Source organism: Xanthomarina sp., assembly GCF_035306605.1.
Taxonomy (GTDB): Bacteria; Bacteroidota; Bacteroidia; order Flavobacteriales; family Flavobacteriaceae; genus Xanthomarina.
In genome coordinates this window covers 90,369-96,545 of the sequence record NZ_DATGNR010000029.1, presented here as the reverse complement: position 1 = coordinate 96,545, position 6,177 = coordinate 90,369, and the positions used below count along the sequence as shown (strand labels likewise).

6 protein-coding genes are annotated in these 6,177 nt (G+C 33.1%); 4 read left to right on the top strand and 2 right to left on the bottom strand.

Annotation, left to right across the window (positions count from 1 at the left end; genetic code table 11):
- Positions 1-86: HU family DNA-binding protein (locus VKY41_RS04365; protein WP_324311238.1), on the bottom strand; the 86-nt coding region annotated here is incomplete at its 3' end.
- Between the two features lie 134 nt (positions 87-220).
- Between VKY41_RS04365 and mutY the strand changes: the two genes are divergently transcribed.
- The 4 genes from mutY (at position 221) to gldD (ending at position 3,764) form a co-directional block, all read left to right on the top strand.
- Positions 221-1,261, top strand: coding sequence for an A/G-specific adenine glycosylase (mutY, locus tag VKY41_RS04360; RefSeq protein ID WP_500813211.1), 1,041 nt, complete (start codon positions 221-223; stop codon positions 1,259-1,261).
- Between the two features lie 93 nt (positions 1,262-1,354).
- Positions 1,355-1,798, top strand: a complete 444-nt coding sequence (locus VKY41_RS04355; RefSeq protein WP_500813210.1) for a single-stranded DNA-binding protein — start codon at positions 1,355-1,357, stop codon at positions 1,796-1,798.
- A gap of 30 nt (positions 1,799-1,828) precedes the next feature.
- Positions 1,829-3,133, top strand: coding sequence for a gliding motility-associated protein GldE (locus tag VKY41_RS04350; protein WP_500813209.1), 1,305 nt, complete (start codon positions 1,829-1,831; stop codon positions 3,131-3,133).
- A 49-nt stretch (positions 3,134-3,182) separates the two neighbouring features.
- A complete protein-coding gene (gene gldD / locus VKY41_RS04345) occupies positions 3,183-3,764 on the top strand; it encodes a gliding motility lipoprotein GldD (RefSeq protein WP_500813208.1) in 582 nt (193 codons plus the stop codon).
- A 382-nt stretch (positions 3,765-4,146) separates the two neighbouring features.
- Here the strand turns inward: gldD and VKY41_RS04340 are convergent, their stop codons facing one another.
- Positions 4,147-6,177: a fibronectin type III domain-containing protein gene (locus VKY41_RS04340; RefSeq protein WP_500813207.1), complete on the bottom strand. Its 2,031-nt coding sequence runs from the start codon at positions 6,175-6,177 to the stop codon at positions 4,147-4,149.

Genomic DNA, 6,177 nt, shown 5'->3' with positions numbered 1-6,177 from the left:
ATAAATGTTTCAACAGTTGCCTGAACATCACCTTTTTCGATTCCTAATTTTTCAGAAATTTTCGCTACTAAATCAGCTTTAGTCATTTTTAATCTATTTAAGTTACTATTAATTATTTAAAGGGATGCAAATATAGGAATTAAAAATTCAATATTTCAAACCTAATTCATTTAAATTTAATGTTATAAACCTTTATTTTTGCTCACAAGATACATATTTAATGACTATAACAAAAATTTTAACATATTGGTACTCAAATAATAAGCGTGACTTTCCATGGAGGAACACGACCAACCCATATCACATATGGTTATCTGAAATAATTTTGCAACAAACACAAATTAAGCAAGGTTTGCCTTATTATGAGGCTTTTGTATCCAATTATCCAACCATATTTCACTTAGCAGATGCCAAGGAAAGTGAAGTTTTAAAATTATGGCAAGGCTTGGGCTATTATTCTAGAGCCAGAAATCTACATGCCACAGCTAAATATATTGTTACCGAGTTAAATGGTGTCTTTCCAAACAACTATAAAGAACTTTTAAAATTAAAAGGAGTAGGAGATTATACAGCAAGCGCCATTGCTTCTATCTGCTTTAATGAAAATACGGCAGTTCTAGATGGAAATGTGTATCGATTTCTAGCTAGATATTATGGAGTTGAAACTCCTATAAATACAACAGCGGGATTTAAAACATTTAAAACTTTAGCTCAAGAAATTTTAGACCCTAAAAATCCTGCCGAACATAACCAAGCCATTATGGATTTTGGATCGATGCAATGTTCGCCTTCAAGTCCAGATTGTATAAGCTGCCCTTTTAGTAGTGCTTGTGTGGCCTTTAAAGAGGGAATAATAACTAAGCTACCCGTAAAATTAAAAGCTAAAAAACCTGCCAAGAAGTATTTTAATTTCTTGGTTTTTTTATCAGATACGGGAGAAACAATACTTGAAAAACGGCAGGGAAATGGTATTTGGGAAAATTTATATCAATTTCCTCTTCTAGAAACGAATAAAAAACAGACTGAAAATAGTTTTCAAATGGAGTTAGAGGGGTACTCTTTATTAGATGATGTAAATTATAAGCTATCCTTGTATAACGAAAGTGATATTATCCATAAGTTGTCGCATCAACATTTACATACTAAATTCTGGTTAGTAACGGTTAATCAGCTGCCAAAGCCAGGAATCCCTATAGAAAAGATTAGAGATTTTGCCGTTCCAGTTTTAATTGAGAACTTTATAGAATCTTTCAATTTTTAATACTTTACGAATGCAACTCATAATTTTTTATTAAATTTAAAGAAATGAAAAGCAATTACGTAATTTTGCTAATTATAAACTTATAAAAATAGTATGTCTGGAACATTAAATAAAGTGATGTTAATTGGTCACTTAGGAGATGAGGTGAAAATGCATTATTTCGATGGTGGAAATTGTATTGGGCGTTTTCCTTTGGCAACAAACGAAACATACGTCAACAAACAAACCAATGAACGTATTAGCAATACTGAATGGCATAATATAGTAGTAAGGAATAAAGCTGCTGAAATTTGTGAAAAATACTTATCTAAAGGTGATAAGGTTTATATTGAAGGCAGGATAAAAACCAGAAAATGGCAAGATGATTCGGGTAACGATAGATATTCTACAGAAATACATTGTACAGATTTTACGTTTTTAACCACTAAAAAGGAAAGCGAAAGTCAACAAGGAGCTGGTCAGCCAACTCATAAACCTATAGAAAATATCAAAAATCAAATAGAGCAAGAAAATGAAGACACTGATCTTCCGTTTTAAGCAAATATTGTATAATTAAAGACTTTATAATTGGACCCTGAACCCACGAGTTTGTACGCAATCCTACTAACAATCGACTTTACGATTGTTTTTGGTTTTGCGCTACTTATAGTATTATTAATGTGCTCGGCACTAATTTCTGGAGCTGAAGTGGCTCTTTTTTCTTTAAATAGAACCGATTTAGAAAACGGACTAAAGGAAAACCCAAACACTTTTAAAATTATTTCCACCTTATTAGAAAGGCCTAAAAAATTACTAGCAACCATCTTGGTAGCTAATAATTTCATAAACATTGGAATTGTAATTTTATTTGCCTTCATGAGCGACTTTTTGTTTATAGGTATTGTAAACCCTATCATAAGATTTGTAGTGGAAGTGGTAGTTATTACTTTTCTAATCTTGCTATTCGGAGAAATTTTACCAAAAATTTACGCAAGCCGAAATAAAATTAAATTCTCTAATTTTATGGCTTATCCATTAAGGGTTTTAGATGTTGTTTTTTCGCCAATCAGTTTACCTATGCGAAGCATTACTTTAGGTATCCATGGGAAATTAGGAAAACAAAAATCTAATTTAAGTGTAGATCAACTCTCTCAAGCCTTAGAATTAACTAGCGATGAGGATACCACGCGTGAGGAGCATAAAATACTGCAAGGAATCGTGTCTTTTGGAAATACCGATACCAAGCAAGTTATGCGTCCAAGAATCGATATTTTCGCACTAAACATCAATCAAAAGTATCAGGAGATTATTCCGGAAGTTATAAATCATGGATACTCTAGAATTCCGGTGTATGAAGACAATATAGATAAGATAAAAGGAATTCTTTACGTTAAAGACCTACTGCCTTATATTGATAGAAAACAATTCGATTGGACAACCTTATTAAGAGAACCGTTTTTTGTTCCAGAGAATAAGAAACTAGACGATTTAATGGCAGCATTTCAGGAAAAGAAAGTACATCTTGCTGTAGTTGTCGATGAGTACGGTGGTACTTCTGGATTAATTTCCTTAGAGGATATTATTGAAGAAATAGTAGGTGATATTAGTGATGAGTATGACGATGAAGACTTGGTGTATTCAATGTTAGACGATAAAAATTACGTATTTGAAGGTAAAACACCTTTAAAAGATTTCTATAAAATCATTAAATTGGAAAACGAAACGCATTTTGAGAATGAAAGAGGAGAAGCAGAAACTTTGGCGGGATTTGTTTTAGAAATCTCAGGTGTATTCCCTAAAATAGGGAGTAAAATACCGTTTGAAGACTACCTTTTTACTATTGAATCTATAGACAATAAACGTATCAAACGATTAAAAGTTACTTTGCCTTAAACCTTAAAAAGAATCAGGTTTATTAATTTCTCGTTATAATATTTAGTAAATGAAAAACACCTTTTTAGCTATTTGTATTCTTTTAATTTGCCTGTCTTGTGGTCAAGATCCTGTGCCAAAACCTCAAGCTTATTTAAGGTTGGAATTTCCAGATGCAGTTTATAAAAACCTGAAGAACGACCTTCCATTTACTTTTGAAAAAAACGAGATGGTTAGTACTGTTGAAACTAAAACCATTGATGGTCCGACGGAGAGTTATGGAGTCACTTTGCAATATTCTGGATTAAAAGGCTCTATTTATTTAACTTATAAAAGCATAGACAATAATCAAGAAAATTTGATTTCTTTTTTGCGTGATGCACAGAAATTCACTCAAGAACATACAAGAAAGGCCGATGAGATTATCGAGCAACCTTATGTTAATGATGATAGAAAGGTGTACGGAATGTTATATGAGGTAGGAGGGAATGCAGCCTCACAATCTCAGTTTTATGTTACGGATAGTATCAAACATTTCTTAACCGGCTCCTTGTATTTCTACACGAAACCTAATTACGATTCTATTTATCCAGCTGCAAAATATTTAGAAAAAGATATTAAGCACATTATGGAAACCATTACGTGGAAGTAGAAGTAGGTACTCAATTATATGATAAAATCCGTCATTTATAGTTTTTCTATTGGATATTCCCTTAAAAAGGTCCAATAAAGCACTTCTAAAACATACCCATTAAATAGGCTAATCAAGTTTTGTTAATCTACTCTCAATCATACTTAGTCCTTTATTTTACTACTCTAAAGCTGTAATAACTTCTTCTAGGTTAGCTATACTAAAAATAATAGTACAACCTAAAAACAAGAAGTATTGAACTATCTATTCCTTTCCATGAATTTTCAATGAGAAAAGAATGGCTGAAAACACAGTTTAGCAGCCTTTACAAGCATTATTATTGGTACAGCCTATAGTTTTATTTAAAGAAGGACTTTAAGCACCTTATTTTTTCATTATAGGTTTATGGTCTTCTTATTAGTTGCTCCGTACTCTTAAGTCCTTCTGTATTGTTTCCTTTAACGGAAACAGCATATTTGTAAAGTGTGTTTCCTTGAACACTTTTATCAACATATGGAGTAGAAGGGTTAACCGTTGCTATTTTTTCGAATTTATTATTTTTAATAGTTGTTCGGTAAATAACGTATTCGCGGGTGCTAACATCATATGGTTTTGCCCATGAAACCTCTATACCCGATTGTAAATTTCGAAGTGAAATACTTGAAGGTGGTTTTAAAAAGTCATCACTGTTCGCTGAAATACCCACAAAAGGAGAAAGGATGCTTTGGTTCCCCCAGGTATCTATAGAGCTTACTGCATACTCATATATTTTTTCTGGTAATGTGTTTGAATCTACATAGGCAGGAAGTGAAATTGGCTTATTGCTTAGCAGTTGGTATTGTTCCTCACCTTTTTCTCTTCGGTACAAGATATAACCTATAATGCTGTTATCTTTAATTCGGGTGTTTTCCCATTCCAAACTAATTCCTTCTGGTACACGTCTCGCGTGTACACCTCCTGGTGATAGTAATATGGTTGCTTGACGAATAGAAACGGAAACAGCTGCAGATGTATCACTCATTTTTTGCCCGTTATTTAATACCTGTAATGCGTAGGTATATTGGCCTGAATATGATTTACTAAATGTACTATCTGTGTAATGATGACGTTTAATTGGTCCATCAATAACCTTCATGTTATTTAATGAAGTACCGCGTAAAACATAATACCCAAAAATATTAAGCTCAGGATTAGGTAACCAACTAAGTTCTATTTTACCATCTTTATTAACAGCTTGTAAGCCTTGTGGCGTGGATGGTAATAATTCCTCATTAACTTCTTTATAGCCGGAAACCTCCGTGAATACCATTGGTTCTACCCCTGGCAAATCAAATAACAATGGGCGTACTTTATAAAAGTAAGAGGAGCCAGGGATAACCTGTTTGTCCATAAAGGAACTTTTAGTAGGAGCTATGGTGTCTAAAACCACATAATCTTCACCTAATTTCCTAGATTTTAATATTTGAATAGCCGTGTAATAGGCTTTTCGCGGTAGCGGCTTCCATGTAACCAATAGGCTGTTTAATGTGTCAGTAACCTTTAGGTTTTCAATTGGAGCTATTTTATTTTTATTAAAATTTATAGCGTATAATGTGTCCGAAGGTTTTCCAAGGTTTCCTGCTGCATCAATGGTACGTATATACCAAGCTAGATTACCATTAGGTTCCATGTCTTCTGAATGATAAACCGAAGCAATTTTTGTTGATTTCTGACTAGTGAAAATACGTGTGTTTAGCGTGAAATTTTCTTCGTTGTTTTTTCTTGAATATAATTGAGCAAACATAGGGATCTCTTCCTTTTCAACTATTTCAGCCTCCCATTCACCAGTTACATTATCTTCAAAAATATTATACCTCGAAAGTTTGAATTTAGTTGAGTACTCTGGAAGACTCCCATCTAATGATTCAGAATATAGGTTTTGTTGAGTGCCCAATTCATTGGTTCTATCAAAATGATAAGTAACCTGATCGCCAGGCTTCCATGTGGTGTCCGTATATAACATCCCCAAAATTTTCTGCAATTCTGGTGAGATTATTAAAAGACCTAAAGTGTCTCTTCCATAGTTTCTAATAACCTCATATGCATTTTGCATATTATCTGTTTTTAGTTGGTTTAGAACATCTGTCTTCAACTCAGGACTCATTTTTTTCTCCATTTCAGAGGCAGAGGCAGGAAAGGAGATGGTGGCTATTTTTTGATTCTTTTTTCCTTTTACGTTGCTTTTGTATATAGTAATTATCTCGTTAGGTGTAGGAAAATTATTATTCTTGTTTTCCAGTTTGTAATTGAATAACCCCCCAATAGCCATAACTACGCCGTCGGGTCCAGGAAGCAACATTTTCGTTTCTATTTCCTGACTATATGCACCCAAACTTAGAGTTAAAGTAAGTGTTGCTAAAAGTATTTGGGTAAAGTGTTTTTTATAATTTTCCAT

Coding starts and splice junctions, on each gene's coding strand:
- mutY (WP_500813211.1), top strand. CDS start 221: ATGACTATAACAAAAATTTTAACATATTGGTACTCAAATAATAAGCGT.
- VKY41_RS04355 (WP_500813210.1), top strand. CDS start 1,355: ATGTCTGGAACATTAAATAAAGTGATGTTAATTGGTCACTTAGGAGAT.
- gldD (WP_500813208.1), top strand. CDS start 3,183: ATGAAAAACACCTTTTTAGCTATTTGTATTCTTTTAATTTGCCTGTCT.
- VKY41_RS04340 (WP_500813207.1), bottom strand. CDS start 6,177: ATGGAAAATTATAAAAAACACTTTACCCAAATACTTTTAGCAACACTT.